This window comes from Sphingobium sp. YR768, assembly GCF_900111125.1.
Classification (GTDB): domain Bacteria; phylum Pseudomonadota; class Alphaproteobacteria; order Sphingomonadales; family Sphingomonadaceae; genus Sphingobium.
On the sequence record NZ_FOGE01000005.1, the window covers coordinates 40,801 to 65,791 of the forward strand.

At 63.1% G+C, this 24,991-nt stretch carries 25 protein-coding genes; 9 read left to right on the plus strand and 16 right to left on the minus strand.

What is annotated here, in order from left to right:
* The first annotated feature begins 19 nt into the window (after positions 1–19).
* Positions 20–691 (plus strand): hypothetical protein, encoded by a 672-nt coding sequence (locus tag BMX92_RS08645; RefSeq protein ID WP_177184967.1) that lies wholly within the window; start codon positions 20–22, stop codon positions 689–691.
* Positions 692–734: 43 nt separating this feature from the next.
* Positions 735–1,199, plus strand: a complete 465-nt coding sequence (locus BMX92_RS08650) for an EF-hand domain-containing protein (protein ID WP_093015027.1) — start codon at positions 735–737, stop codon at positions 1,197–1,199.
* Between the two features lie 78 nt (positions 1,200–1,277).
* Here BMX92_RS08650 and trmFO read toward each other — a convergent pair whose 3' ends face one another.
* The 4 genes from trmFO to BMX92_RS08670 form a co-directional block, all read right to left on the minus strand.
* On the minus strand, positions 1,278–2,621 hold the full coding sequence (trmFO, locus tag BMX92_RS08655) for a methylenetetrahydrofolate--tRNA-(uracil(54)-C(5))-methyltransferase (FADH(2)-oxidizing) TrmFO (protein ID WP_093015030.1): 1,344 nt from the start codon (positions 2,619–2,621) through the stop codon (positions 1,278–1,280).
* Positions 2,622–2,960: 339 nt separating this feature from the next.
* Positions 2,961–3,971 (minus strand): restriction endonuclease, encoded by a 1,011-nt coding sequence (locus BMX92_RS08660; RefSeq protein ID WP_093015034.1) that lies wholly within the window; start codon positions 3,969–3,971, stop codon positions 2,961–2,963.
* Positions 3,972–4,542: 571 nt separating this feature from the next.
* Positions 4,543–5,493, minus strand: a complete 951-nt coding sequence (locus tag BMX92_RS08665) for a GGDEF domain-containing protein (protein WP_177184968.1) — start codon at positions 5,491–5,493, stop codon at positions 4,543–4,545.
* A 228-nt stretch (positions 5,494–5,721) separates the two neighbouring features.
* Complete coding sequence (locus tag BMX92_RS08670) at positions 5,722–7,023, minus strand: dicarboxylate/amino acid:cation symporter (RefSeq protein WP_093015040.1); 1,302 nt, start codon at positions 7,021–7,023, stop codon at positions 5,722–5,724.
* Positions 7,024–7,223: 200 nt separating this feature from the next.
* On the opposite strand from BMX92_RS08670, the gene BMX92_RS08675 reads away from it, so the two are divergent.
* The gene (locus tag BMX92_RS08675; protein ID WP_093015594.1) at positions 7,224–8,591 is read left to right on the plus strand and encodes a M20/M25/M40 family metallo-hydrolase; all 1,368 of its coding nucleotides are present in this window, start codon (positions 7,224–7,226) and stop codon (positions 8,589–8,591) included.
* A 112-nt stretch (positions 8,592–8,703) separates the two neighbouring features.
* Here the strand turns inward: BMX92_RS08675 and leuA are convergent, their stop codons facing one another.
* The 3 genes from leuA to BMX92_RS08690 form a co-directional block, all read right to left on the minus strand.
* Complete coding sequence (gene leuA / locus BMX92_RS08680) at positions 8,704–10,377, minus strand: 2-isopropylmalate synthase (protein ID WP_093015043.1); 1,674 nt, start codon at positions 10,375–10,377, stop codon at positions 8,704–8,706.
* A gap of 232 nt (positions 10,378–10,609) precedes the next feature.
* Positions 10,610–11,215: a YceI family protein gene (locus BMX92_RS08685; protein ID WP_256213348.1), complete on the minus strand. Its 606-nt coding sequence runs from the start codon at positions 11,213–11,215 to the stop codon at positions 10,610–10,612.
* 47 nt (positions 11,216–11,262) lie between these two features.
* On the minus strand, positions 11,263–11,880 hold the full coding sequence (locus tag BMX92_RS08690; RefSeq protein ID WP_093015048.1) for a YceI family protein: 618 nt from the start codon (positions 11,878–11,880) through the stop codon (positions 11,263–11,265).
* A 211-nt stretch (positions 11,881–12,091) separates the two neighbouring features.
* Between BMX92_RS08690 and BMX92_RS08695 the strand changes: the two genes are divergently transcribed.
* Positions 12,092–12,790, plus strand: a complete 699-nt coding sequence (locus BMX92_RS08695; RefSeq protein ID WP_093015051.1) for a CDP-alcohol phosphatidyltransferase family protein — start codon at positions 12,092–12,094, stop codon at positions 12,788–12,790.
* Positions 12,791–12,938: 148 nt separating this feature from the next.
* Here the strand turns inward: BMX92_RS08695 and ilvC are convergent, their stop codons facing one another.
* From ilvC to miaA, 5 genes are all read right to left on the minus strand, one after another.
* Entirely contained in the window at positions 12,939–13,958 is a 1,020-nt protein-coding gene (gene ilvC / locus BMX92_RS08700) for a ketol-acid reductoisomerase (protein ID WP_093015054.1), read from the minus strand.
* Positions 13,959–14,144: 186 nt separating this feature from the next.
* On the minus strand, positions 14,145–14,660 hold the full coding sequence (ilvN, locus tag BMX92_RS08705; protein ID WP_093015057.1) for an acetolactate synthase small subunit: 516 nt from the start codon (positions 14,658–14,660) through the stop codon (positions 14,145–14,147).
* Positions 14,660–15,013, minus strand: coding sequence for a hypothetical protein (locus BMX92_RS08710; protein ID WP_093015060.1), 354 nt, complete (start codon positions 15,011–15,013; stop codon positions 14,660–14,662). Before BMX92_RS08710 ends, ilvN begins: the two co-directional genes overlap by 1 nt.
* Positions 15,010–16,761 carry an acetolactate synthase 3 large subunit gene (locus BMX92_RS08715; protein WP_093015140.1) on the minus strand — a complete coding sequence of 584 codons (1,752 nt, stop codon included), beginning with the start codon at positions 16,759–16,761 and terminating at the stop codon, positions 15,010–15,012. The genes BMX92_RS08710 and BMX92_RS08715 overlap by 4 nt, the downstream gene beginning before the upstream one ends.
* 112 nt (positions 16,762–16,873) lie before the next feature.
* Complete coding sequence (gene miaA / locus BMX92_RS08720) at positions 16,874–17,818, minus strand: tRNA (adenosine(37)-N6)-dimethylallyltransferase MiaA (protein WP_093015143.1); 945 nt, start codon at positions 17,816–17,818, stop codon at positions 16,874–16,876.
* Between miaA and serB the strand changes: the two genes are divergently transcribed.
* The 3 genes from serB to BMX92_RS08735 all read left to right on the plus strand — a co-directional run bounded on the left by serB (position 17,817) and on the right by BMX92_RS08735 (position 20,741).
* Positions 17,817–18,695, plus strand: a complete 879-nt coding sequence (gene serB, locus BMX92_RS08725) for a phosphoserine phosphatase SerB (protein WP_093015146.1) — start codon at positions 17,817–17,819, stop codon at positions 18,693–18,695. The genes miaA and serB overlap by 2 nt on opposite strands.
* 247 nt (positions 18,696–18,942) lie before the next feature.
* Positions 18,943–19,197 carry a hypothetical protein gene (locus tag BMX92_RS08730; protein WP_093015149.1) on the plus strand — a complete coding sequence of 85 codons (255 nt, stop codon included), beginning with the start codon at positions 18,943–18,945 and terminating at the stop codon, positions 19,195–19,197.
* A 56-nt stretch (positions 19,198–19,253) separates the two neighbouring features.
* Positions 19,254–20,741, plus strand: coding sequence for a L,D-transpeptidase family protein (locus BMX92_RS08735; RefSeq protein ID WP_093015152.1), 1,488 nt, complete (start codon positions 19,254–19,256; stop codon positions 20,739–20,741).
* 199 nt (positions 20,742–20,940) lie between these two features.
* Here the strand turns inward: BMX92_RS08735 and BMX92_RS08740 are convergent, their stop codons facing one another.
* Positions 20,941–21,702, minus strand: a complete 762-nt coding sequence (locus BMX92_RS08740; RefSeq protein WP_093015155.1) for a MauE/DoxX family redox-associated membrane protein — start codon at positions 21,700–21,702, stop codon at positions 20,941–20,943.
* A 66-nt stretch (positions 21,703–21,768) separates the two neighbouring features.
* Here BMX92_RS08740 and BMX92_RS08745 point away from each other — a divergent pair, with 66 nt between their 5' ends.
* Positions 21,769–22,152, plus strand: a complete 384-nt coding sequence (locus BMX92_RS08745; RefSeq protein ID WP_093015158.1) for a MerR family transcriptional regulator — start codon at positions 21,769–21,771, stop codon at positions 22,150–22,152.
* A 167-nt stretch (positions 22,153–22,319) separates the two neighbouring features.
* Here BMX92_RS08745 and BMX92_RS08750 read toward each other — a convergent pair whose 3' ends face one another.
* From BMX92_RS08750 to BMX92_RS08760, 3 genes are all read right to left on the minus strand, one after another.
* Positions 22,320–22,724, minus strand: coding sequence for a Rap1a/Tai family immunity protein (locus BMX92_RS08750; RefSeq protein WP_093015161.1), 405 nt, complete (start codon positions 22,722–22,724; stop codon positions 22,320–22,322).
* 116 nt (positions 22,725–22,840) lie between these two features.
* Entirely contained in the window at positions 22,841–23,314 is a 474-nt protein-coding gene (gene ruvX / locus BMX92_RS08755) for a Holliday junction resolvase RuvX (protein WP_093015164.1), read from the minus strand.
* Positions 23,315–23,345: 31 nt separating this feature from the next.
* Positions 23,346–24,464 (minus strand): DUF3089 domain-containing protein, encoded by a 1,119-nt coding sequence (locus tag BMX92_RS08760; protein ID WP_093015167.1) that lies wholly within the window; start codon positions 24,462–24,464, stop codon positions 23,346–23,348.
* Positions 24,465–24,688: 224 nt separating this feature from the next.
* Here BMX92_RS08760 and gatC point away from each other — a divergent pair, with 224 nt between their 5' ends.
* Complete coding sequence (gatC, locus tag BMX92_RS08765; RefSeq protein WP_093015170.1) at positions 24,689–24,976, plus strand: Asp-tRNA(Asn)/Glu-tRNA(Gln) amidotransferase subunit GatC; 288 nt, start codon at positions 24,689–24,691, stop codon at positions 24,974–24,976.
* The last annotated feature ends 15 nt before the right edge of the window (positions 24,977–24,991 follow it).

Genomic DNA, 24,991 nt, shown 5'->3' on the forward strand with positions numbered 1-24,991 from the left:
TTTCGCGGGGAGTCGCGGCATGATCGCCGATGCGGAGTTGCCGCCGCTGGCGGCCTTGCTGAGCGCGCATGCGGGCGCGCGTGTGGCGCAGCATCGGGCGATCTGGGCGTTCGACGCGCGGCTGGCGAAGGTAGCCCGCACCACCAGCGAGGCGGCGATCGGGCAGATGCGCCTTGCCTGGTGGAATGACGTGGTCGAGGACGCCCAAGGGGTTAGAGGGCAGGGCATCAAGGGGCAGGGCGAGCCGGTGGTCGATGCCATGCGCGCGGCGGGCGTGATGGCCGGGCCGGGGCTGGTCGCGATGATCGATGGCTGGGAAGTGCTGGTGGTCGAGCCGGAAATCGATGCGGCGGGGCTGCGTGATTATGCCGTGGGTCGGGGCGGCGGGCTGTTCCGTGCGCTGGCGGGCGCAGAGGATGCGCCGGACTGGCTGGTGACGGCGGGGCAGGTCTGGGCCCTGTGGGATCTGGCCGGGCATGTCGGGGACGAGGCGCTGGCCAATGCCGCGATCGGGCAGGCGCGTGACCTGTTGCCGCAGGTGGAGGCGGCGCGGTGGGAGGCGGCTTGGAAGCCGCTCCGCATCGCCTTCACGCTGGCGCGGCAGGATGTGCTGGCGGGGCGGGGCGCACCGCTGGGCATATCGCGGGCGCTGGCGTGGCGGTTGCTGCGGATCGCGCTTGTCGGGCGCTGACTTGTCGGGATAGGCTACACCCTCTCGTGGCGGTGGAGGGCTTATGGGGCGAATGCTGGCGGGCGGCATGGCGGCGTTGCTGCTGGTCGCGGGCGGGCTGTTCTGGTGGCAGGGGCGGGCGGACAATGTGCCCGCGCCGCAACTGGCGCTGGCGGCGCCTCCGCCGCCTGCCGTCGAGAGCCTGCCGGAGGGCGATCCCGATGCGGTGGGCGATGCGCCGCCCATGCCCGGCGAGGCCAGCCCGCAGAGCCGGGAGGAAAAGCGCTTTGCCCGTTATGACCGGAACCGGGATGGGGTGATCACCCGGATCGAGATGCTGGGCAGCCGGACCAAGGCGTTCAAGGCGCTGGACAAGGATGGCGACAACCTCTTGTCCTTCGAGGAATGGGCGGTGGCGACGTCCGACCGGTTCGGCGCGGCGGATGCCGATAAGGATGGCAAGCTGACCCCGGCGGAATTCGTGGCGACCGCGCCGAAGCGGGCGGTGAAGGCGAAGTGCAAATGCTGATATCTGGTTTCCCGGCGCAGGCCGGGGTCCAGGTCCTGCGCATCGACTGGACCCCGGCCTTCGCCGGGGAACAGGGCGTCAGGCGATCTCCATCGCGCCCATCCACTGGCCCAGCGATGCGCGGGCGCGGGCGGTGTAGGCTTCCTTGCGCTGCTTCTTCTTCACGTCGTCCAGTGTGGGGAACAGGCCGAAATTGACGTTCATCGGCTGATAGTCGGCGGTCGCCACATTGCCCGTCACATGACCGAGCAGCGCGCCCAGCGCGGTGTCGGCCGGGGGCGGGGTCAGTTCGCGGCCCAATAGCTCCGCCGCAGCGAAGCGCCCGGCAAGCAGGCCGATGGCGCCGCTTTCGACATAGCCTTCGCAGCCCGTCATCTGCCCGGCGAAGCGGATATGCGGCGCGCTCTTCAGGCGCAGGGTGGGGTCGAGCAGCTTGGGGCTCTGGATGAAGGTATTGCGGTGCAGTCCGCCCAGCCGTGCGAATTCCGCCTTTTCGAGGCCGGGGATGGTGCGGAACAGTTCCACCTGCGCGCCATGCTTCAGCTTGGTCTGGAAGCCGACCATGTTCCATAGCGTGCCCGACGCATTATCCTGCCGCAACTGGACTACGGCATAGGGCCAGCGGCCGGTCTTCGGATTGTCGAGGCCCATTGGCTTCATCGGGCCATGGCGCAGCGTTTCCGGTCCGCGCGACGCCATCACCTCGATCGGCATGCAGCCCTCGAAATAGGGGGTGCTCGACTCCCATTCCTTGAACTCGGTCTTCTCGCCGTCGAGCAGGCCCTGAACGAAGGCCTGATACTGATCCTTGTCCATCGGGCAGTTGATATAATCCTTGCCCTCGCCACCGCCGGGGCCGATCTTGTCCCAGCGATTGGCCATCCAGCATTGCTCCATGTCGATGCTGTCATGATGGATGACCGGCGCGATCGCGTCGAAGAAAGCGAGATGCTCCATCCCCGCCGCCTGCCCGATGCTCTGCGCCAGCGCGGGCGCGGTCAGCGGGCCGGTGGCGACGATGGTCATGCCTTCAGTCGGCAGCGTGTCGATCCGCTCGCGCACGATCTCCACATTGGGATGTTCGGCGAGCGCGCGGGTGACGCCGTCCGAAAAGACATGGCGATCGACCGCCAGCGCCGAGCCGGCCGGCACCTTGGCCGGTTCCGCCTGCGCCATCAGCAGCGATCCCAGCCGCCGCATTTCCTGATGCAGCAGGCCCACGGCGCTCTTGTCCGCATCGTCCGAACGGAAGCTGTTGGAGCAGACAAGTTCGGCAAGGCCGTCGGTCTGGTGGGCGGGCGTCATGTCCCCGGTTCCGCGCATTTCGGACAGGCGCACGCGGATGCCGGCCTGCGCCAGTTGCCATGCGGCCTCCGTCCCCGCCATGCCGCCGCCGATGATATGAACCTGATGATTAGACACGCGCTTCGCCTTAACTTCGCAATTGTCCCGTGGAATCGGGAATTTCCGGTCGCCAGTGGGATATATTGTTGCGGGATGCAATGCGTATAGCGGAGCAGGGTCGGGTAGGACAGGGCGTTGCGGGGCCGGGGCGGCGGGTGGTCGGGCCGGGGGCAAGCGAAGGCTTGCGAAGTTCACAGTGTCGCAGGCCGCATCTTTGCATGGGCGGGGTGGTGGAAGAGGGACTTCGCAATAGGAGGGGTTTTGCGAAGTGGGAGAAGTGGCGTGGCAGGAATAGCCGTTAGGCGAATGTACGTTCCCGAGCGGGATGCTGGGATAGCCGTCGCTCGCATGGCTTCGCTAGTCGGCTGTGCGCATTCCACTGATCCACTGCCTCAGAGTCTCCCGATCGGCAGCCTCGACGTTATAGCCGCGTGCGGTCCGCATGTGTTCGGCGCCGGGTGAAAGATAGGAAGTAGTGACTATCAAGCCAGAACTGGCCTTTTCGTGAAGAACATCAGCATAGACTGACTTGATCAGTGTTTTGTCGATCTTCGCTTTGACACGCTTACACTGAACGATGATCAGTGGTGGGCCATTCTCTATCTCTGTGATAGGATAGACACGCAAGTCGATGCCATCGTCGTTTCGGCCGGGCCCCATGTCGATTTTATAGCCTTCACGTGCGAAAAACTCGCCGGTGAGCCCTTCAAATTTTCGCCAATGGATATTACTAATTTGCTCGAAATTACGATCAAGGTAATCGATGAACCGTTGATCAAGGAATGTGCCGTGCGAAGTGGCAAGATTTTCACTTTTGAATAAATCTGCTAGCTCGATTTCGTCCTTCCAATCTATTGATCGGTGCGGACCCCATGCCGATCGATTGAGGTCGCGGCTGACTCCAGTGATCATCTCAATTGCCATGTCAAGGCCAAGTCGACCGTAACGGCGCGTCGCCTCCGTCATGAATGCGGTCGGATCGATAGACCTACCTTGGGAAGGCCTAGCCATCGCTTCGCGCATCGCTATTTTTATTGATGAATTATAGAGTTTCCCTATCTCCATGTAGAGATCGAGCATGGCAGGGTCGCCTTTGTATTTGTGATACATCTCGGCGAGGAAAAAAATATTGTTGGGTGAAGACGTGCGACCTAATTTGTAGAGTAGTAGAACCACTGCATTCTCATACTCCTCTGATCGAATACGCCCTCCACCCGAACCGTCAGAGGCAAGGATTTTCTCGAAGTACCCACTAGCACGGAGTAGCTCGACGAGCTCCCCTTCAGCGACAACCAGCCCTGATTTGTAGCCAATGACCTCTGTGAGGCTTTCGATAAGCGACACGCGCGAGAGATGAATTGATCCCATTCAGATGTACGCCAGATCGCAAAGCTGGTGCAGCCGATGATAGAGAGTGAAAAACATTTTCATAGCTTTAATACCTGAATGCCTGCGTTATAAAATTATAATATCAATTCTAATTGTTAAGTGATTTTTCATTTGAATAGAAATGTTTACGCATGGCGATTGAATCATCTTCGTTTAGAAATGACACAACAAACATGTAGCTCTTGAAATCTATGTTTCCAATTTTCCGAAGGTCACCATACGCGCACCCCTCCTTGAGCCGAAATTTATTCAACCATGCCAAGGCTATCTCGCGGTCTTCACAGCGGAAATGTACATTAAATGCTTTTGGTTCGTTCATAGCGCCATTCCTACAGCTCGACCCCCGTATACCGCAATAGAATGGGATAGAGTTAATTATCGCTTAGCGCAGTAGCTTTCTGGAATTCAGTTTCGCTTTCTTGGCGTCCGAAAGGGGCGCTACGCCGCCGCCAACGCCCCCTCCCCATAATAAGCACCCTCGTCCCAGATCCCCTCACGCTTGGCGACGACCACGCCGACCATTCCCTTTCGCGCAACGCCATCCTATCCTCTATCCCAATGTTCGGTTGCCGCCTTGTTCGGCTGCGGCAAGCGCGCTGGAGCGGGCCATTTCCAATATGGCTTCCGGCTCTTCGCTCCGGCTCGTCACGATGCCCGCCGATGCCGTGACGGTGCCGATCCATTCGCCGGTCCCTCTCAGTCGCAGGCGACGCGCGGCAAAGGCGGTCAAGGCTTCGTCTGCCTGTATGCGCGCGGCCATAGCCGAGACATCGGTGACGACGATCAGAAATTCATTCCCGTTCCAGCGGATCAAATCCTCCTTGGGGAATTCCTGTCGCAAGGTCGCGGCGAAGGCATTGAGCACATTATCGCCGACATCCCGTCCAAATCTGGCATTGATGCTGACCAGATCGTCGATGATGAACATGATCAGGACATAGCTATGCCCCTCTTTCAAGAGGGGTTCGAGGATGCGCCAGGCACCCGTCTGGTTTAGCGCCTTGGTCAGTTCGTCCTGACCGAGATCGGCGCGGGGCTGGCTGGGCAGGTTGATGGCATTGCGCAACGTCACGAATTCGTCGCGCAGTTCGGCGAGTTCACGCTCTGCCGCAGACAGGCGTGTGACGAGATTGTCCGTATTGATCAGGGAGCGATCGGGCTGGTTCACGATCACGCCGACATCGCGACCGAGCGCTTCGGTCAGATCATGCGCGTCGGACGTCAATGTCCCCAGTTCCTGGGCCTGGCGTGCGACGGTGCGTTCCCGATGGTCGATCGCAAAGTTGGCATCTTCCGTGCCATGACGCTGCATCAGCATCATCATCGCATTCACCGTCAATCGCAGCCCATCGGATGTCAGATCATCAATGTCGCGCGCCAGTTTGGATGTGGGTTCCATCACATAGCGAAGTGCAACATCGTAATTTTTGACGGATGGATCGAGCCGATGATGTTCCAGAAAATCCAGAGCGCTTCGCGCTTCTTGGTAATAAGACGTCATAATGCCCTTTGCCGACCCCTCTGCGCGCCAAACATGTACATAACGCAGTAGAAAGTAACGGCGTTCCGGGTCAACGTCGTTAGGCATGATTGCGGATCGGGCGACGGCCGGACATTATGGTTTCGATCGTCGCCCGAGAGGGACAGCCTTACCATATGGGTATTTCAAGGGTTTGTGGACGCTGCGCCCATTTTCGGCGGGGATAGGTTCCGGGAGAGCGAGCCGCTCCTAAGCCGTCGCCAACGCCCCCTCGCCATAATAAGCGCGCTCGTCCAAAATCCCTTCGCGCTTGGCGACGATCACGCCGACCAGCACCTGCCCCGCGACGTTGACGGCGGTGCGGCCCATGTCGAGGATGGGATCGATGGCGAGCAGCAGGCCGGCGCCTTCCAATGGCAGGCCGAGGGTCGAAAGGGTCAGGGTCAGCATCACGATCGCGCCGGTAAGGCCTGCGGTGGCGGCCGATCCGATCACCGAGACGAAGACGATCAGCGCATAGTCGATGAAGTGGAGCGGTATGCCGTAGAATCCCGCGACGAAGATCGCCGCCAGCGCGGGATAGATCGACGCGCAGCCGTCCATCTTGGTGGTCGAGGCCAGCGGGATGGCGAAGGCGGCATAGCCCCTGTCCACGCCGAGGCGTTCGGTCACGGCTTCGGTGACGGGCAGGGTGCCGACCGAGGAGCGCGAGACGAAGGCGAGTTGGATGGCGGGCCATGCCTTGGCGAAGAAGGGGCCGGGCTTGAGGCCATTGGCGATCAGCAACGTCGGGTAGACGACCAGCAGCACCAGCGCGAGGCCGAGATAGATGGCGGCGGTGAAGGTGCCAAGCTGGGCGAGTGCGCTCCAGCCATAGGTGGCGACGGCGGTGCCGATCAGCGCGGCCGAGCCGACCGGCGTCAGGCGGATGACCCAGCCCAAAATGGCGCGCACGACCGCGAGCAGCGAGCGGACGAAGGCGAGGAAGGCGTCGGCCTTTTCCCCGACCTTGAGCGTGGCGAGACCCACCGCGATCGAAATGACCAGCAATTGCAGGATGTTGAAAGAGAGCGTGGTGCTGGCCGATCCGTCCGTGATCTTGGTGCCGGCCGACAGGGCCAGGCTGTTGCCGGGGACGAGGCCTTTCAGGAAATCGAGCCAGCCGCCGACCGAGTCCGGTTGCTTGGCGGCCAGCGCCGCGCTGCTGAGGCCGATGCCCGGCTGGACGATGACGCCGATGGCGATGCCGATGGCCACCGCGATCAGGGCGGTGATGGCGAACCAGAGGAGGGTTTGCCCGGCGAGGCGCGCGGCATTGTCCAGCGCGCGCAGATTGGCGATCGACGCGACGATGGCGGCGAAGACGAGCGGCGGCACGATCGCCTTCAGCAGGGAGACGAAGATCGATCCCGTGGTCTTGAGCGCGGTCGCCAGCCAGTTGAGATCGCCATCCGGACCCGCGCCGATCTGACGCGCGACGAGGCCGAGCGCCAGCCCCACGGCCATGCCGACCAAGACCTGAAATCCGAAACTGCGATAATGGAGGGCCATCTGTCTTTCCTCTGGGCGAATGGCGGCCATATCGGATGTCTGCGATCCGATTGCGCGCAAGCAATTCTTTACGGGTGTACAATGTGGGTAAAGCGCGCGGATAAGGTGGCCCTCTTTCCGTGCAACTGGGTCAAACGCATTGGCCCGGCCGGTCCGCTATGCCACAGATGCGGCATCGGTCCATCAAGGAGTGCAAATATATGGTGATGCGGGGCGTGTTTCTGGGGGCTGCTTTGCTGGCCGTGCCGCAAGGGGCCTTTGCGGCGGCGGATGCGGGCGCGGCCAAGGCCATATTGATGCGCTCCATCGCGGTGAAGACGGTGCAGGGTGAAGGCAATGTGCCCAAGCTGGCGGCCTATTATGCGTCGGTGCTGAAGGCGGCGGGCTTTGCCGAGGCGGATATCGTGATCACGCCGATGGGCGAGACGGCGACGCTGGCGGCGACGATCCGGGGCAGCGACCCGACGCTCAAGCCCATGGCGCTGATCGGCCATATGGATGTGGTGGCGGCGAACCGGGCGGACTGGACCCGCGATCCCTTCGTCCCGGTGGAAGAGAATGGCTATATTTTCGGGCGCGGGTCGGAGGATAATAAATATGACGTCGCGATGATGGTCGCGACCATGGCGCAGCTGAAGAAAGAAGGGTGGAAGCCGCGCCGCACCACCATATTGCTGCTGTCGGGGGACGAAGAAACCGACATGGTGACGACCAAGGTGCTGTCGCAGCAATATAAGGATCTGGAATTGCTGCTGAATGGCGATGGCGGCGGCGGGTTGCTGAATGACGAGGGCAAGCCGGTCCTGTATCAGTTGCAGGCGGGCGAGAAGAGCTATGCTGACTTCGAATTCGCCTTCACCGATGCGGGTGGCCATTCGAGCGCGCCGACGCCGGGCAATCCCATCTATCGCATGGCGAAGGCGATCGACGCGATTGCCGCCTATCAATTCCCGCCGATGCGCAATGAACTGACCAGGGCGTCGCTGGCGCTGTCCGCCGACCGGATCGGTGGCGAGGTGGGGCAGGCGATGCGGCGCTATGCGGAGACGGGCGATGGCGCGGCGGCGGAATTGCTGTCGAGCCGGCCGGAATTTATCGGGCAGGTGCGCACCACCTGCGTCGCGACGATGGTGCAGGCGGGGCATGCGCTGAACGCTCTGCCGCAGAGCGCTAAGGTGGATGTGAATTGCCGCATCTTCCCCGGCGTGACGATCGATCAGGTGAAGGCGCAACTGGTGAAGGTGGTCAATGATCCCAGCGCCACGGTGAAGACGCTGGGCGATCCTTTGGCCAGTGACGCCTCACCCTTGCGGGCGGACGTGATGAAGGCGGTGAAGGACGCCGTGACCGCGCGCGCGCCGGGGGTGACGGTGATGCCGGGCATGTCGGCGGGGGCGACCGACAGCCTCTATTTCCGGGCGCTGGGCGTGCCGAGCTATGGCGTGTCCAGCCTGTTCATGAAGGCGGAGGACGGCTTCGCCCATGGCCTGAACGAGCGGGTGCCGGTGGCGGGCATTGCGGAATCGCTGGAGCAGTGGGACCGGGTGGTTCGGGCGCTGGCGAAATAGGGAAGACCGTGCTCCTGCGAAAGCAGGAGCCCAGTTCCAAGGTTTGTTATTATCGAAAGCGCTGAACTGGGTTCCTGCTTTCGCAGGAACACGGCAGTTCTGGTGGGCCGACTTAACCCCGCACCGCGATCCCGTTGGCGGCCGACAGCACGGCCTTGACCGATGCGGTGGCGACGTCGCTGTCGGTGCCGACGCCGAAGACGGTGCGGCCGTCGGGCGTGCGGCATTCGACATAGGCGGCGGCGTTCACGTCGCTGCCCGCGCCGATCGCATGTTCGCTATAGTCGGCGATTTCCAGGGTCACGCCCAGTTCGTCGCGCAGGGCGGCCAGCACCGAGGAGAGCAGGCCGTTGCCGCGCCCGGAAATGCTCCGTTCGCCGCCTTCATAGCCGATCTTGCCAGTGAAGATGCGGTCGCCCGCCGCGCCGCTTTCATGATAGTCGATCAACGCATAGGGCTGGTCGCCGGTCTGGTGATAATGGACGTCGAAGGCGGCCGAAATGTCGGCGGCGTTGAGTTCGCGGCTGGAGCCGTCGGCCAGCGCCTGCACCACCTTCGAGAAGTCGGCCTGCATCCGCTTGGGCAGCTTATAGCCCTTATCCTGTTGCAGCACCCAGGCGACGCCGCCCTTGCCCGACTGCGAATTGACGCGGATCACCGCTTCATAGTCGCGGCCCAGATCCTTGGGATCGATCGGCAGATAGGGGACGTTCCAGATCAGGTCGTTGCGCGCTTCCTGCGCGGCAAAGCCCTTCTTGATCGCGTCCTGATGCGAGCCGGAGAAGGCGGTGAACACCAGTTCGCCGGCATAGGGATGGCGCGGATGGACCGGCAGCTGGTTGCAATATTCGACGGTCTGGATGACTTCGTCGATATCGCTGAAGTCCAGGCCCGGATTGATGCCCTGCGTGTACATGTTCAGCGCGACCGTCACCAGATCGCAATTGCCGGTGCGTTCGCCATTGCCGAACAGGCAGCCTTCGACACGGTCGGCGCCGGCCATGATGCCCAGTTCGGCGGCGGCGACGCCGGTGCCCCGGTCATTATGGGTGTGCAGCGAGATCACCACGCTGTCGCGCCTGGAGATATTGCGGCAGATCCATTCGATCTGGTCGGCATAGATGTTGGCCGTCGCACATTCGACAGTGGCGGGCAGGTTCAGGATCAGCGGACGGTCGGGCGTCGGCTGGAGAATGTCGATCACCGCTTCACAACATTCCAGGCTGAAATCCAGTTCGGCGGTCGAGAAGGTTTCGGGCGAATATTCGAAATGCCAGTCGGTGTCGGGCTGGGCCGCGGCATGGTCACGCAGCAGCTTGGCGGCGTTGACGGCGATCTGCTTGATCTCCGGCCGTTCCATCTGGAACACGATGTTGCGCCATGCGGGCGAAATGGCGTTGTAGACGTGGACGATCGCCTGTTTCGCGCCGCGCAGGCTTTCGAAGGTGGTGGCGATCAGGTCGGCGCGCGCCTGCGTCAGCACCTGCGGCATCACGTCGTCGGGGATCGCGCCGGTCTGGACCAGGCCGGAGATGAAGTCGAACTCGGTCGCGCCGGCGCTGGGGAAGCCGACTTCGATTTCCTTGACGCCCACCTTGAGCAGCAGGTCGAAGAAACGGCGCTTCTTTTCCGCGTTCATCGGGTCGATCAGCGACTGGTTGCCGTCGCGCATGTCGGTCGACAGCCAGCGAGGGGCCTTCGTGATGACATTCGAGGGCCATTGGCGGTTGGGCAGATCGATCTGCGGGAAAGCGCGATATTTCTGCGAGGGATCGGTCAGCATCATGGGATCAAACTACTTCCTGCAACGGGGCGCGATTGCGCGCTCCCGGTGTACGACTTGACTGTTCTGGATGCCCTTAGGCGGATCAACGCTGCCCTTAGCCGGAAGGCAGCACAAAAGCCACGCCTAAGGGCGTGTAAGTCGTAGCAGGGTAAGAAGGCTGGCGCGCTGCATGATGTTGCCCCCATAAACGCGGGGAGGGGTGGCCGTAAAGCCGTTTCTTTCGTGGCGTCGATCAGGAGCGATGGAAAATTGCGTCGATGCTGAGGTCGACCTTGTCGGAAACGAAGGGGCGGCCAAAGCCCATGCCGAATTGGCTGCGCTCGATCGACAGGGTGCCGGTGAAATGCAGCACCGACAGGCCGGGCGCTTCATCCGGGGTGACGCCGGCCAGACGGACGGACAGGGTGACGGGGCGGGTTTGCCCATGCATGGTGAGTTCGCCGGCTATGGCTGTGGGCGTGTCAGGCGTCGCCAGTGGCGCGTCCTGCGCGGCGAAGCGGATGGTCGGGAATTTCGCGCCGTCGAAGAAGCTGTCCCCTTTCAGCATGGCGTCGGTCGAACTATCGCCGGTGGTCAGTTTGTCGACCGGGAACCGGATGTCGATGGAGGCGCGATCAGGATGTTCGGGCGTGATCACCACCGCCCCTTCGGGCGCGACGAAATCGCCGTCGTAGCCGCCGACCAGCGCCTTCACATGGAAATGCACCCGTGTAGCCGCACTGTCGACCAGATAATGGCCGGGGGCATAGAGTGACGCAGGCGCTTGTGCGGGCCTTTGTTCAGGCCCCGATACCGGCCTGTGTTCAGGCGCCTGGCCCGATGCCGCCGGCACAAGCATCCCCATGCTCAAAAGCAGGAGAAGCCGTGCCGGGCGGCGCATGATGCTTACTTCTGGAAGCCGGCGATGATCTTCAGCTCGACGGTGTCGCCCACGACGGGGACATAACCGCCCATGCCAAATTCGCTGCGCTTGATCGAACCGGTCGCGACGAAGCCGACATTTTCCTTCTTGTTCATCGGGTTGGCGCCCGCACCGTAAAATTCGGCGTCCAGCGTCACCGGCTTGGTCACGCCCTTGATCGTCAGGTTGCCGGTGATGGTGGCGCTGGTGCCTTCAGCCTTGACGGCGGTGGACACGAAGGTTGCGGTCGGGAATTTCGCGCCATCGAAGAAGTCGGGCTTCAGCAGATGTTCGTCGAGCGCGGGGATGCCGGTCTTGAGGCCCGCGATCGGCAGTTCGATGCTGACCTTCGACGCGGAAAGATTGGCCTTGTCCAGCGTCAGCGTGCCGGTCGGCTGGGCGAAGATGCCCATATTGTTGGTGAAGCCCATATGGTCATAGGCGAACAGCACCTGCGTATGGCCGCCATCGACGGTGTAGGTGCCGCCGGTGACCTTGGCGACATCCTTGGTGCCGGGCGCCGAGGCGGGGGCCTGTGCAATGACGACAGTACCGCCGGCGATGGCGACGAGGGCGGCGGCGGGGATCAGAAACTTACGCATGAAAAAAGGACTCCACAAAGGCTCAAGGGATGCGGTGAGAATAAGCCGCGCGCTCGACAAGCGCCATAGCCGTAACCGGAAACGGATCGTTCCCCGTAACGAACCGGTTTTATGGGGTTTCCGTCTGGAAATCGATGCGTTCGGACGGTCTGACGGGCGTGCTGCCACCGGTATCGCTTGCCCGATGGCGCACATTTCTCCATGGGACATTATGACAATTCAAAGACCATCCTCAAATCAGGCGGCCACGAACCAACTCGACCGCATCCAGCAGAACTGGCTGGCGGCCAGCGAACGGCGCCTGCTGAACTGGCTGTGCGCGCGGATGCCGGCCTGGGTCACGCCCGATGTGCTGACCAGCACCGGCATGGTCGGCGCGCTGATGATCTTCGTCGGCTATGTCGCCAGCAATATCGGCCCGGCATGGCTGCTGCTGTCGATCATGGGCTATGTGGTTCAGTGGTTTGGGGACTCGATGGACGGCAGTCTGGCGCGGTTCCGCCATGTCGAGCGGCCATCCTACGGCTATTTCATCGATCATAGCTGCGATGGGCTGGCCACGCTGCTGATTTTGGCGGGCATCGGCCTCAGCCCGTTCGTGACGATGGACGTCGCGCTGATCACGCTGGCGGGCTATCTGCTGCTGTCGATCCACGCCTATCTGTCGGCGCGGGTCATCGGCGAGTTCAAGCTGTCCTATCTGTCGGCGGGGCCGACCGAATTGCGGCTGGTGCTGATCGCGCTGACGGTGATGATGATGGTGCTGGGCGCAGGGCCGGGGCTGTTCGGCCTATGGTCGGGTTTTGACATTTTTGTGGGTGGGGTGGGCGCGATCCTGATCATCCTGTTCGTTTTGCAGACTTTGGTGACGGGGCAGCGGCTGGCGCGGAAGGATAGCGGGCGGTCGTGAATTACCTCCGCTGGGCCCTTCGACAGGCTCAGGGCGAACGGATCATATTTGAAGCGCCATATTCCAAAGAAAAGGGGCGCCTCGCAATGCGGGGCGCCCCTTTTTTGCTGTCCTGCCCCCCTCCCTTTGCAGGGAAGGGGAGGCCGGATCAGTTCTTTTCCTGATCGACCAGCTTATTGGCGCTGATCCAGGGCATCATGGCGCGCAGCTTCGAACCGGTCTCTTCGATCGGGTGACGCTGGGCGGCGATGCGGCTGGCCTTCAGCTCCGGCTGGCCGGCGCGGTTGTCGAGCACGAAGTCCTTGACGAAGCGGCCCGACTGGATGTCGGCCAGAACGCGCTTCATTTCTTTCTTGGTTTCTTCGGTGATGATGCGCGGGCCGGTCTTGATATCGCCATATTCGGCGGTGTTCGAGATCGAGTAGCGCATGTTGGCGATGCCGCCTTCATACATCAGGTCGACGATCAGCTTCAGTTCGTGGAGGCATTCGAAATAGGCCATTTCCGGCGCGTAGCCGGCTTCGACCAGGGTTTCGAAACCAGCCTGCACCAGCGCGGTGGCGCCGCCGCACAGCACGGCCTGCTCACCGAACAGGTCGGTTTCGCATTCTTCACGGAAGTTGGTTTCGATGATGCCACTGCGGCCGCCGCCGACGCCCGAAGCGTAGGACAGGGCGATGTCGTGGGCGTTGCCGGTGGCGTCCTGATGGATCGCGATCAGGCAGGGCACGCCGCCGCCGCGCTGATATTCGCCGCGCACGGTGTGACCGGGGCCCTTGGGCGCGATCATGATGACGTCCACGTCCTTGCGCGGTTCGATCAGGCCGAAATGGACGTTCAGGCCATGGGCGAAGGCCAGCGCCGCGCCGGGGCGCAGATTTTCGTGCACGTCGGAAGCGTAGATGGCGGCCTGATGCTCGTCGGGCGCCAGGATCATGAACACGTCGGCCCAGGCGGCGGCTTGCGCGTTGGGCAGAACCTTGAAGCCTGCGCCTTCGGCCTTCTTGGCGGACGGCGAACCGGCGCGCAGGGCAATGCACACTTCGGCAACGCCCGAGTCACGCAGGTTCTGCGCATGGGCATGACCCTGCGAACCATAGCCCAATATGGCGACCTTCTTGCCCTTGATCAGGCCGATATCCGCGTCGCGATCGTAATAAACCTTCATTGTCTGTCTTCCCTTTTCATATCCTGACCCTCTCCCTGGAGGGAGAGGATACGAAGACTTGGGCCGACAGGCCCCAGTCGAAGTTGGTGAGGGGGAACCACCGGGCGTTGGCGCTTGCGTCGCCCTCACCCTCCCACCGCTGCGCGGCGGGCCCCTCCCTCTCCCGGTGGGAGAGGGGTCAAATCCTCAGTTCGCTTCCTTGCCGCGGATCAGGCCGACGACGCCGGTGCGGCCGACTTCGACCAGGCCGATCTGACGCATCAGGCCGACGAAATTGTCGACCTTCTCCGTCGTGCCGGTGATTTCGAAGATGAAGCTTTCGATCGTGGTGTCGACCACCTTGGCGCGGAACACGTCGGCCAGACGCAGCGCCTCGATCCGGTCCTCGCCAATGCCCGCGACCTTGACCAACGCCAGTTCGCGCTCGACGAAGGGGCCGTTTTCGGTGAGGTCCGTCACCTTGTGCACCGGCACCAGACGGTCGAGCTGGGCGATGATCTGGTCGATCACCTTGGGCGGGCCGTTGGTGACGATGGTGATGCGGCTGACGCCATGATCGGCCGTAATGTCCGCCACGGTCAGGCTGTCGATATTATAGCCGCGCGCGGTGAACAGGCCCGCAATGCGCGCCAAGATGCCCGCTTCGTTGGAAACGGTCAGCGACAGAACGTGTCGCTGGCTCAATTCTTCCTGGATATGCATCAGATTGCCCCATTATCCTGGTCTTCGTGTCCCTCATCCGAAGGACGCTGCGAAATCATTGCGGCGAAGGCATATTGCCAGCCATCATCCTGTCGGTGGGCGAGGCGGACCGGAAAGCCCGCCACGGCATCGAACATGCGGGTCAGATGTTCGCCCACATAACGGGGGCTGACCAGCATGGTGCCGACATGCCGCTCGTTAAAGTCGAACCCCTCGTCCAGATGCACTTCCCATTCCTCATTGTCCGGGTCGGCATGATCGGTGGTCCAGCCGGTGAGTTCGGCCGTGCCCGCGATCCTTTCGAAATCCCAGGGCTCCGTCACATGGATGCGGAGCATCAGATGCTGCGTCACACCAGCGCCTTCGCCTCGTCGGTCATGCTGCCCTTTACCTGGCTGGGATCGAGCAGCATTTCGGTGTGCGCCGCGCCCGACGGGATCATCGGGAAGCAGTTGCTGAGCTTGGCGACGCGGCAATCGACGATTACCGGGCCGTCGGTTTCCAGCATCTGGCGGATGCCGGCCTCCAGTTCCTGCGGTCCTTCGATACGGATGCCGGTCCAGCCATAGGCTTCGCCCAACTTCACGAAATCGGGCAGGCTGTCCGAATAGCTGTTGGAGTAACGGCTTTCATAGGTCAGTTCCTGCCACTGGCGGACCATGCCCATATATTCATTGTTCAGGATGAAGATCTTGACCGGCAGGCGATATTGGCTGGCGGTGCCCAGTTCCTGAATGTTCATCTGGATCGAGGCGTCGCCCGCGATGCAGATGGTGATGCTGTCGGGGTTGCCCATCTGCGCGCCGATGGCGGCCGGGAAGCCATAGCCCATCGTGCCGAGGCCGCCCGAGGTCAGCCATTTGTTGGGGGCATCGAAGCCGAAATGCTGGGCAGCCCACATCTGATGCTGGCCGACTTCGGTGGTGATGATGACATCCTTGCCGGTCGCCTTGGTCGCGGCATAGAGGTCCGCGATTGCGCGCTGGGGCATGATTTCCGCGCCGCCTTCGGCATAGTCGAGCGACTTTTTCGCGCGCCAGCCGGCGATGCGCGCCCACCATTCGGTCAGGTCGACCTTCTGGTGGTTGCGCTGCTTCCACAGGGCGATCATGTCGTCCAGCGCGCTGGCGATGTCAGCGACCACGGGCACGTCGACGTCGACGATCTTGTTGATCGAACTGCGGTCGATGTCGATGTGGATCTTCTTGCTGTTAGGCGCGAAGGCATCGAGGCGTCCGGTGACGCGATCGTCGAAGCGGGCGCCGATGCACAGGATCAGGTCCGCTTGGTTCATCGCCCAATTGGCTTCATAGGTGCCATGCATGCCCAGCATGCCGACCCACTGGTCGGACGATGCCGGGAAGGCGCCCAGACCCATCAGGGTCGAGGTGACAGGCGCGCCGGTCAGCGCGGCCAGTTCACGCAGCAAGGCGCTGGCCTGCGGGCCGGAGTTGATGACGCCGCCGCCAGTGTAGAGGATCGGGCGTTCGGCTGCGGCCAGCATCTCGACCGCCGCGTCGATCGCCGACGCATCGGCCTTCGTCTGCGGGTGATAGCTGGCGTGAACCTTCAGTTCCGGCTTCGCATAGGGCGCGGTCGCGATCTGGACATTTTTGGGAATATCGACGACGACCGGGCCGGGACGGCCGGTGGTGGCGATATGGAAGGCCTCATGCACGACCTCGGCCAGCTTGGCCGGCGTCTTCACCAGATAATTATGCTTGGTGCAGTGGCGCGTGATGCCGACCGTGTCCGCTTCCTGGAAAGCGTCCGTGCCGATCAGTTGCGTGGGCACCTGACCGGTGATGACGACCATGGGGATCGAATCGAGCAGCGCGTCGGTGATGCCGGTGACGGCATTGGTCGCGCCGGGGCCGGACGTGACCAGAACGACGCCGGGCTTGCCGGTCGAACGGGCATAGCCCTCCGCCATGTGCGTCGCGCCCTGTTCGTGGCGGACGAGCACATGCTTGATCGTGGGATGGTTATAGAGCGCGTCATAAATGGGTAGCACCGCGCCACCCGGATAACCGAACACGACTTCGACGCCCAGATCGACCAGGCATTGAACCAATATGTCCGCGCCGCTCTTTTCGGCCACGATATGCTCCTTCGTTGATGCAAATCCGCTGATGTGGGGGCGTGCTTTGCGCCCAACCGCTATCCTTGGCAAGGCGACTGCCTCTAGTGGACAGAAAATGACGGGTCAACCCCTATGGTTGTAATTTAATTACTAATTCAGAGATAATTTTGTCATCTATTGCGCATTCTTCGCGTGGCCAGCCGGGTGGGGGCTGGTTTGTAAACCAGGTATATTGTCTTTTGGCATATTGGCGGGTGGCGAGACTCCCCTTCGCGATGCAACTGTCCCTGTCGCTGTCGCCTTTCAGATAGGCAGCGATTTCGGGCACGCCGATCGCCCGCATCACCGGCAGGTCGGGGTTGAGGTTGCGGGGGAGGAGGGCGGCGACTTCCTCGATCGCGCCGCCTTCCATCATCTGGACGAAGCGCCGGTCGCAGCGGTCGATCAGCCAGTCGCGCGGCGGGCGCAGGATCATCGGGGTCAGGCTGATCTGGCCGCCGATGCCGCCTTCCTTATGCTGCTGCCATGTCTTGAGCGGCTTGCCGGTCGATCGGACCACCTCCAGCGCGCGGGCGACGCGGGTGGTGTCGGCAGGGGCGAGGCGGGCGGCGGCCTCCGGGTCTTCGCGGGAGAGGGCCTCATGCGCTTCAGCGACCGGCATAGCGCGCACGGCAGCGCGGATAGCGGGATCGATTTCCGGCACCGGGGCGATGCCGTCCAGCAGGGTGCGGATGTAGAGGCCGGTGCCGCCGACCAGCACGGGCAGCTTCCCCGCTGCATGGGCGGCGGCGATTTCCGCCTTCGCCTCGGCCGCCCAGCGGGGCGCGGTGCAGGCCTCCGCGCCGTCGATATGGCCGAACAGGCGGTGGGGGACGTCGCCCATTTCCTCCGCCGAGGGGCGGGCGGACAGGATCGCCAAGTCGGCATAGACCTGACTGGCGTCGGCATTGATGACGATGCCGCCGGTGGCTTTGGCGAGGGCAATGGCCAGCGCGCTCTTGCCGCTGGCGGTCGGCCCGGCAATAAGCGCGACCCGTGGGCGGGATTCGCCTGTTTCTGGTTCGGAGTTTGACATGTTCGTCGCGACCTTAGTGGCAAGTGGCTCGATCGGGCAGGGGGATATTGCGCAGGGCGTCGATCGGCTGCGCGATGCCGGATGTCAGCCGGGCGATGTCGCATGGCTGGACGAGGGCAAGGCCGCCGATCTTTTCTTCGCGGTCGATCCGGTTGCGGCGCGGGCGGCGCTGACCGGTATCGGTGACAAGGTGGACGTGATCGTCCAGCCGGTCGCGGGGCGCGAGAAGAAGCTGCTGATTGCTGACATGGATTCGACCATGATCACCGTCGAGTGCATCGACGAACTGGCCGACTATGCCGGGATCAAGCCGCAGATTGCCGAGATTACCGAGCGGGCGATGCGCGGGGAACTGGATTTCGAAGGCGCGCTGCATGGGCGTGTGGCGCTGCTCAAGGGCCTGCCCGACAGCGCGATCGACCAGTGCCGCACCGAGCGGGTCGTCATCATGGGCGGGGCCAAGGCGCTGGTGCGCACGATGAAGGCGCGAGGCGCTACGACCTTGCTGGTGTCGGGCGGTTTTACGCGCTTCACCGGGCCGGTGGCCCAAGAAATCGGTTTCGACGCGAATGTCGCCAATGTGCTGGAGATTGCCGACGGCGCGCTGCTGGGCACCGTCACCACGCCGATCGTGGATGCGGCGCGCAAGCGGACCGAACTGGAGGCGGCGATCGCGGGCGGGATCGACCGGGCGCTGACCATGGCGGTCGGCGATGGCGCCAATGATATTCCGATGATCCAGGGCGCGGGGCTGGGCGTTGCCTATCATGCCAAGCCCAAGACCCGTGAGGCGGCCGCTGCCGAGATCGTGCATGGCGATCTGTCGGTGCTGCTCTATGCGCAGGGCATCCCTTCGGCGCAGTGGGTGCTGGGGTAAAATAAGCGCGGTGCTCCTGCGGAAGCAGGAGCCCAGATTTCTGGCGCAGCGCCTGCCGCTCTGGGCTCCTGCTTCCGCAGGAGCACGGCGTTAAGCTTTGTCGCTGATACGCCACGCTTCATCGTCATTTCGGTCGGGTAATGGATTTTATTGCGCCCCTGAACGTTAGCGTCGAGCCGCAAGGGTCGCGGTGAAAGGTCTAACGGCGCAGGGCGGCTTCGGCTGCTCCAGCGTACAGGGAGTATTTATGCACTTCAAATATCTGGCTTTGGCCGCTGGCGGGCTGTTGGCGCTGAGCGCCTGCTCCAAGAATGAAGCCCCGGTCACGACCGCGCCGCCGGTCGGCCCCGGCGCCATTGCCGGCACCGTCGCCGCCGACCGGGACGGCGACGGCTATGTCGACGGCTATTATACCGCCGATGGCATCTATCATGCGGTTCAGGGTCCGCCCTGCCCGCCGCCTCCGCCGCCGACCGCGCCGCGCCGGGGAGAACGCGGCTGATTCACGCAGCATTTCGGGCGCGGCACTATCGCCGCGCCCTTTCGCTTCTGCCCTGCCTGCTGATCGCGCTGGCGCTGCCGCCTCCTGTGCTGGCGCAGCCAAGTGCCGTGCAGGCGGCGAAATCCAGTGTGGCCGGTGAAATCCGGTCGCAGGTGGGGGGGAAGTATAAGGATTTTTATGCGCCGCGCGGCTATTGGCCGTTATGGGTCGAGAAGGACCGGATCGGTCCGCAGGCCGATGCGCTGCTGGCGATCATCGAGGATAGCGATGCCGACGGACTGAACCCGCGCAGCTATGATGCGCGCGACCTGCGGCAGATGATCGAGGCGGCGGATGCCAGTGGAGATCTGAAGATGCTGGCGCGGGCCGATCTGGCGCTGTCGCGCAGTTTCGCTTCGCTGATTTCGGACATGCGCCGCCCGGCCAAGGGCATGAAGATGCGCTATCTCGACAAGGAGGTGGAGCCAGGGGATGCCAGCCCGTCCGATATCTTGCGGGCGGCGGCGCTGACGCCATCGCTGACCGACTATATCCGGACCGCCGGCTGGATGAGTCCGCTCTATATGCGGTTGCGCAATGCGCGGGCGACCTATTTCAGGACATGGGGTGATCTGCCCGCCGTGCCGGTGCCCGAAGGGGTGAAGATGCGGCCGGGCGGCAAGAGCGATGCCATCGGCGCGTTGCGTCACCGGCTGGGGCTGTCGGACGGGGCGAGCTATGACAAGGCGCTGGTCGCCAAGGTGAAGGCGTTCCAGACCGATCATGGGCTGAGGCCCGATGGCGTGGCGGGCGCGATGACGATCGCGGCGATCAATGAAGGGCCACGGCGTTATGACCGGCTGTTGTCGCTCAATCTGGAGCGGGCGCGGTTGCTGCCCGGCCCCTGGACCCGGCATGTGGTGGTGGATGCGGCGTCGGCGCGGCTCTTCTACTATAGCAAGGGTTCGATGGACGGCACGATGAAGGTCGTGGCCGGGACGAAGGAGACGCAGACGCCGCTGATGGCGGGCATGATCCGCTATGCGACGCTGAACCCCTATTGGAATATTCCGCCCGATCTGGTCGAGAATAAGGTGGCGCCCAAGATATTGAACGGCGGGACGCTGAAAGGGCTGCGCTATGAGGCGCTGGCGGACTGGAGCGCGAACCCCGCGCCGCTGGCGCAGAGCGCTGTGGACTGGAATGCGGTGGCGGCCGGGCGGCAGGAAGTGCGGGTGCGCCAGTTGCCGGGCGGGAATAATGCCATGGGGAAGGTGAAGTTCATGTTCCCCAACGATCTTGGCATCTATCTGCACGATACGCCGCAGCGGGATTTGTTCGACAAGCCGGACCGGCATTTCAGCAATGGCTGCGTGCGGCTGGAGGATGCGCAGCGGCTGGGGCGCTGGTTCTTTGGCGCGGCGATCGGCGCGGACGGGGACAAGCCCGAACAGCACAGGCCCTTGCCGCAGCCGGTGCCGGTCTATCTGACCTATCTGACCGCCGTGCCGACCGCGCAGGGGGTGCAGTTCTTGCCGGACGTCTATGGGCGGGATGGGGAGTAGGGCTGCGTTGCTCTCTATTCCCAGTCGTCACCCTGAACTTGTTTCAGGGTCCATTCATCCTCTTGGTTAATGGACCCGGCCGTTGGATGGATGCTGAAACAAGTTCAGCATGACGTATAATTGTGGGGCGCTCAGTGGATGCCCGCCAGCATCCGCGCTTTTGGTTCAGTGGATGCCTGTCAGCATCCGCGCTTTTGGTTCAGTGGATGCCTGTCAGCATCCACAGGGCCATGGCCACCATCATCACATTTTCGGTGAGGGAGACGAAGCTCAGCGGGACATTGCTGTTGCCGCCGACGCAGGCGCATTTGAGGTCGCGCTTTTCGACGTAGACCGCCTTGAACACCGATACCGCGCCAATGCCGCCGATGAACAGGGCGATCGGGATCGACAGCCAGTCCAGCGCCCGTGTCAGCATCAGCAGGCCCGCGCCCAGTTCCAGAAAGGGATAGGCCTGACCATAAGGTGGCAGGCGGCGGGCGAGCAGATCGTAATTGAGGAACATCGTCGCGAACCGGTCGACATCCTGCAATTTCAGCATGGCCAGCAGCATCATGGCGATCGCGACGAAGCGCTCCAGCGTGACGAAGCTGATCAGCGGCAGGAAAGTCAGCCAGTTGACCGCCAGCGCCAGCAGCGCCGCCACCGCGAAGACCGCCAGCACCGGGACATAGCTGGTCGCCTTCGGGTCTTTCACCTTCAGGCCCAGATAGCGGCGCAGATCGTCATGGCCGCCGATCCGCTGGCCATCGATGAAGATTTGCGGCGTGGTCTTCACATCATGCTGCGCCTTGAAAGCGTCGGTTTCCGCGCGGGTGGTGAGCCAGTGGTCGTCGATGGCGTAGCCGCGCCGCTGGAGCAGCCAGCGGGCCTTGACCCCATAAGGACAAATGTGGCCGGGCATCACCATGCGGTAGAGGCTGGCGCTTTTGGGGCCGGTTTCGGAGGCGGGGCTGGTCATCTGATATCCCTGTTGTCGGTCGGATGACGCCTATATAGGGTCCGTACCATAGTACGGAGTCAAGGCATGAGCATGACGATTTCCGCGCTGGCCCGCACGGCGGGGGTGAATGTGGAGACGGTGCGCTATTATCAGCGGCGCGGGTTGCTGGACAGGCCGGAGCGCGGCGAAGGGATACGCCGCTATGCCGATGGCGATGTGCGGCGGCTGGGCTTCATCCGGTCGGCGCAGCGGGCGGGCTTCACGCTGGAGCAGATTGGCGAGTTGCTGCAACTGGACGCCGGGCAGGACCGGGCGCGGGCGCGCGAACTGGCGGCGGAGCGGATGGCGGCGCTGGACCTGAAGATCGCGGAATTGCAGGCGGCACGTGGGGCGCTGGAGCGGCTGGCGCGGCAATGCCATGCGCGCGAAGAGGGGCCATGCCCGATCATCGCGGCGTTCGAGGGATAGGATTTGCGCCGCTTAACTTCGCATATGTCCCGTGGATTTCGACATTTTGTTACGCGAGGGTGATCCTATCGGAAAGTCGGGGTGCCGGACGGTGGAAAGAGCCGGGCGGGATTTTAGCGGGGGGATGGGGGTGTAGGATAGGGCGGGGGCTGAGGAAGATCGACAGCTTACCGCTTCTTCCTGGTCGCCTTCTTCTTTGCTGCGGGCTTGGCTGTGGGGCAGGGCCATGCTTTTCGGGTGGCGGCGAAGACCTGGGAGGAGGCGGATTTGGCGCGGTCCTTGGGGTTCTTGCTCATGTAGGTGACGGCGGTGCCGCGTAGCTGGCTGATGGTCACGTCGCCGGGGATGCAGCTTTTGAGGCCAACGGCTTCGCGCGTCGTGTTGAACGCATCCACTGCGCCGCTGATATAGCCCAGGCATTCATAGGATTTTTCGAAAAATTCCTTGTCGTCCTTCTCCGTAGTGCAGACGGCGTAGAGATCGTTGCCGCTATAGAAACCGGCATGGGCCGTGGCGGGGAGGAGCAGGGCGGCGGCCAGTGATGCAGCGTGCAGGATGGGGCGGGGGGGCATGTTTGAAGTCTCCATCTTTGGCTTTGGCGCTTTGCCTTCCCGGCCATCACGCGCCTTCGCCTGAGACCCCAGCCTTCGCTGGGGTGACGGTTAAGTTGGGGGTGACGATTTTTGCGTTATTCCATCCCCGCGACCAGGCCGTCGATCGCGCCCTGCAAGATATAGCTGGCGGCGAGTTTGTCGACCAGTTCGTCGCGGCGGGCGCGGCTGGCGTCGGCTTCCAGCAAGGTGCGGGTGACGGCCTGGGTTGACCAGCGCTCGTCCCAGAGCAGGACGGGGCATCCCAGATCGGCGACATTATGAGCGAAAGCGCGGCTGGACTGGCTGCGCGGGCTGTTGCTGCCGTCGAGGTTCAGCGGCAGGCCGATGACGATGCCCTTCACCTGCTGCTGCTCGATGAAGGCGGCGAGGCCGATCTTGTCCTTGCTGAATTTGCCACGGGTGACGGTGTAGGCGGGGCTGGCGATCGTCCAGTGGGCGTCGCACAGGGCGAGGCCGATCGTCTTGGTGCCGACATCCATGCCGATCAGCCGTCCGCCCTGCGGCAAAGCCTCCCGAAAGGCGACGCGATCCGTTGTTACCAATTTCATGGTGTCGCCCTGCCACGTCCCGGCGGCGAAGTCACTTCTTCGTGAAAGCGGCCAGTCGTTTCTGCGCGTCTTCCCGAACATTGCCCCAGAAGAGGCTATAGTCGTAGACGTGGTAATTGTTGCCCGGCAGCGTGTAGGGGCCCATGTCGACCGGTTCCCCGATCATCAGCACGCCGCTGGTGTCGCAGCGGGCGGGGACGACGCCGGTGACGAGCCTGGGCGGCTGGCCCTGTTCGCGGGCGTCAAGCGTGCCCTTGTTGGCGCTGGCCGCAGCCTTGCCATTGAAGGCGCCGGTGATCGGGTTGGTGCAGAGCATATGCGTGCCCTTGCGCGGCTGGCCGGTATAGCCGGTCTTGCGTTCGAAGCTTTCGACCACGGCGGACGGATCGGCCGGTTCGGCATAGCTTTGCCAGCTGACGATGCAATGGGCCTGATTCTGTCCCGCGCAGGCGGGGAGGCCCAGAGCGGGCAGGTCTGCCTCCACCGATACCGGCCAGCCCACGACATAGGCGGCGACCACGCGATCGGCGACGGGCTTTCCGGCGACCTGTTCGCGCAGCAATTGCAACAGGTGGCGCGACCCTTGACTATGGCCGGCCAGGATCAGCGGGCCGGTGGGGTTCGCTTTCAGGAAGGCGGCGAAGGCCTGCGCCACGTCGCGATAGGCGGCGTCCAGCGCCTGATCCCCGGCGGGCTTTTCGGTGAGGAAGGCGCCATAATTGGCCTGGCGATAGCGCGGCGCCCAGACGGTGCCGGCGGCGTTGAAGGCGCTGGCCTGTCCCATGACGAAGCGGCGGGCGGTGGCGTCCGCATCCTTGTCATCCAGTCGGGCGTTCCAGTGGGAATCGCCGAAGGTGGTGATGTAGCTGGTGGGGTGGATGAAGAAGATCGCGGCCTTGCCGGGCGTTTTGTTCGCGGGAACGCCGGCGGGCGTCCAGAGCGCGACATTATCCTTTTCGATGTCGGGCCGGGCGATCCACATCTTCGCGTCGATATAGGCATCGGCGGGGAGCGGCTGAAGCTGGGTGAAGGGTTCGCGCGGCACCATCACCATGCGGATGAGCTGCATGCCCCAGACGCGATAGACCAGCAGTGCGGCGATCACCAGCACTACCAAGGTCGCGATGACATAGAGGAATTTGCGCGCCACCCACACTCTCCGAAATTGTCGCCCCTGTCTGACCGAAGCAAGCCATGGGCGCAAGAGGCGGGAGTCTGTTTGAAAATGCGCGGAAGAGCGCATTTTGCAGCGGCACCAGCCCACTCCTCCACCCGACCGCCCATATTATGCTGCCGTTGAGCGGCCGGGCGGGGAGTGGGCCGGTGCTTAAAGCCGCTTGAAGCGGGCAGGTGCGGGTGCTAGCGGCTTGGCCCATGTCGATAGACCTTCAGACCGTGAAAAAGATCGCCAGCCTTTCGCGCATTTCGGTGACGGATGCAGAAGCGGAAGCCATGGTGCCCGAACTCAACAACATCCTTGGCTGGGTGGAGCAACTGGGCGAGGTGGACGTGACCGGCGTACAGCCGATGACGGCCGTCATCCCCAACCATCAACGCCTGCGCGACGACGTCATCAATGATGGCGATGTGCGCGACAAGGTGCTGGCCAATGCGCCGCAGGCCGAACATGGCTTCTTCGCGGTGCCCAAGGTGATCGAATAATGAGCAAGACACCCA

Bases quoted from the DNA above. Each gene is read 5' to 3' on its own strand.
- BMX92_RS08645 (WP_177184967.1), top strand. From the start codon at position 20: ATGATCGCCGATGCGGAGTTGCCGCCGCTGGCGGCCTTGCTGAGCGCG.
- BMX92_RS08650 (WP_093015027.1), top strand. From the start codon at position 735: ATGGGGCGAATGCTGGCGGGCGGCATGGCGGCGTTGCTGCTGGTCGCG.
- BMX92_RS08660 (WP_093015034.1), bottom strand. From the start codon at position 3,971: ATGGGATCAATTCATCTCTCGCGCGTGTCGCTTATCGAAAGCCTCACA.
- BMX92_RS08665 (WP_177184968.1), bottom strand. From the start codon at position 5,493: ATGACGTCTTATTACCAAGAAGCGCGAAGCGCTCTGGATTTTCTGGAA.
- BMX92_RS08670 (WP_093015040.1), bottom strand. From the start codon at position 7,023: ATGGCCCTCCATTATCGCAGTTTCGGATTTCAGGTCTTGGTCGGCATG.
- BMX92_RS08675 (WP_093015594.1), top strand. From the start codon at position 7,224: ATGGTGATGCGGGGCGTGTTTCTGGGGGCTGCTTTGCTGGCCGTGCCG.
- leuA (WP_093015043.1), bottom strand. From the start codon at position 10,377: ATGATGCTGACCGATCCCTCGCAGAAATATCGCGCTTTCCCGCAGATC.
- BMX92_RS08685 (WP_256213348.1), bottom strand. From the start codon at position 11,215: ATGCTTGTGCCGGCGGCATCGGGCCAGGCGCCTGAACACAGGCCGGTA.
- BMX92_RS08690 (WP_093015048.1), bottom strand. From the start codon at position 11,880: ATGCGTAAGTTTCTGATCCCCGCCGCCGCCCTCGTCGCCATCGCCGGC.
- BMX92_RS08695 (WP_093015051.1), top strand. From the start codon at position 12,092: ATGACAATTCAAAGACCATCCTCAAATCAGGCGGCCACGAACCAACTC.
- ilvC (WP_093015054.1), bottom strand. From the start codon at position 13,958: ATGAAGGTTTATTACGATCGCGACGCGGATATCGGCCTGATCAAGGGC.
- ilvN (WP_093015057.1), bottom strand. From the start codon at position 14,660: ATGCATATCCAGGAAGAATTGAGCCAGCGACACGTTCTGTCGCTGACC.
- serB (WP_093015146.1), top strand. From the start codon at position 17,817: ATGTTCGTCGCGACCTTAGTGGCAAGTGGCTCGATCGGGCAGGGGGAT.
- miaA (WP_093015143.1), bottom strand. From the start codon at position 17,818: ATGTCAAACTCCGAACCAGAAACAGGCGAATCCCGCCCACGGGTCGCG.
- BMX92_RS08730 (WP_093015149.1), top strand. From the start codon at position 18,943: ATGCACTTCAAATATCTGGCTTTGGCCGCTGGCGGGCTGTTGGCGCTG.
- BMX92_RS08740 (WP_093015155.1), bottom strand. From the start codon at position 21,702: ATGACCAGCCCCGCCTCCGAAACCGGCCCCAAAAGCGCCAGCCTCTAC.
- BMX92_RS08745 (WP_093015158.1), top strand. From the start codon at position 21,769: ATGAGCATGACGATTTCCGCGCTGGCCCGCACGGCGGGGGTGAATGTG.
- BMX92_RS08750 (WP_093015161.1), bottom strand. From the start codon at position 22,724: ATGCCCCCCCGCCCCATCCTGCACGCTGCATCACTGGCCGCCGCCCTG.
- ruvX (WP_093015164.1), bottom strand. From the start codon at position 23,314: ATGAAATTGGTAACAACGGATCGCGTCGCCTTTCGGGAGGCTTTGCCG.
- gatC (WP_093015170.1), top strand. From the start codon at position 24,689: ATGTCGATAGACCTTCAGACCGTGAAAAAGATCGCCAGCCTTTCGCGC.